This window comes from Sulfuricurvum sp. (assembly GCF_019163035.1).
In the GTDB taxonomy this organism is placed as follows: domain Bacteria; phylum Campylobacterota; class Campylobacteria; order Campylobacterales; family Sulfurimonadaceae; genus Sulfuricurvum.
In genome coordinates this window covers 2,487-3,851 of record NZ_JAFLKV010000080.1, presented here as the reverse complement: position 1 = coordinate 3,851, position 1,365 = coordinate 2,487, and the positions used below count along the sequence as shown (strand labels likewise).

The following is a 1,365-nucleotide window of genomic DNA, read 5'->3' as shown; positions in this document are numbered from 1 at the left end:
AAAAGTTTTTCGATCAAATATATTATATCTTTATTCGTCGTATTGTTATACGAATTACCGTGATACCCTTGTGGATCGGGTAAATTCATCGCATGTTCTTTGGCGGAAATAGCCATTGAGGGAAAGAGTTGTACTCCACTCATCTTCTCTAGTTCTGCAATACTGACTACCTCATAATCGTTACTCGGTGCATTGGTGACAAGATATGCACCACCCTGACCAGTGGAAGGTTCATAAAGCGCTTTATAGAGCTTTGTTGGAACCAGTACTCTCCCCCCGATCCGCTTTACTTGAGAACCGCTGAAAATCACTCCGGTGATCACGTAAAGTTCCCCTTTTTGCTTCGTCAAATGGCGCGTTGCCCCCTCAATAGCCGACCAGATACCTCGATTGTTTTCCGAGTTTTGGGGCACCATGTTGGCGAGGGTAAAACACTCATGCTGCGCTTGCTTATTCCCCATATCGGCTGCGGGTGCTAAATGACCGCGATCATATCCTGATCGCGCATAATCGGCGAGTTCGGCACGCTCATCACTGCTTAGCTGTTCTTCGGGATGAAAATCATTACTCCGTTTACTCTTATGGCGTAATCCCTCTTTCGTGAGATGTTCGGCACTCCACAGTGATGTACGCGAGATACCTGAGTGCATCAGGGCAAATGAGCTAAAACACAGCTCTTTGGTTTTTGGCATAAGCTTGGTGTTTAGAATGTCGGGAGCTTCGTTGCGGTAATAAAGTCCTTCACATTGTGTCGGGGCGCTAAATAATGAGCTAGAGAGTAATAAAGGAGCGATTATAGATACAAATAATTTCATGGGCGAATTTTAGCATGATTTTATACTCTTATTTGGGGAATGGGAGGAACATCCTGACACGTTTTTGATACTCCTTATAGGTATCTCCTAATTCTGCAATCAAATCTCTCTCCTCAAACCAAAGACCGACAAAAATATAAATTGTAAGTGTGCATGAAAGCATCAAATGCGAATAGGACATAGTCGGTGTTAGCCACAGCCCGATCAGCACTCCTAGTTGGATTGGATGGCGTACAAATTTATAAAATAGCTTCTCTTTAAAATCGATAGCGGGAGCAGGTTTGTTGATGAAGTTTAGATAGATTTGCTGTAATCCGAAAAGTTCAAAATGGTTTATGATAAAGGTCGAAAAGAGAGAAAATAGCCAACCAAATAGATATCCTGCGGTTAGTAAGTTTCTTATGATCTCATTATCGACATGCCATAAAACCCCCTCCAACGGCTGCCAATACAGACAAATCAATCCCAATGCCAATCCTGAAAAAAGGACATAGGTACTCCGTTCTGCTGCGAGGGGGATAATCTTTGTCAGATATTTTTTAAAGAGGGA

General features: G+C 42.7%; 2 protein-coding genes. Both read right to left on the bottom strand.

Annotation, left to right across the window (positions count from 1 at the left end):
- Nucleotides 1–815 (bottom strand): DNA/RNA non-specific endonuclease (locus JZU62_RS06240; RefSeq protein ID WP_295012980.1); only part of this gene is annotated, 815 nt, incomplete at its 3' end.
- 28 nt (nt 816–843) lie between these two features.
- Nucleotides 844–1,365, bottom strand: a 522-nt coding sequence (locus JZU62_RS06235; protein ID WP_295012978.1) for a hypothetical protein, incomplete at its 5' end; no start/stop codon positions are given.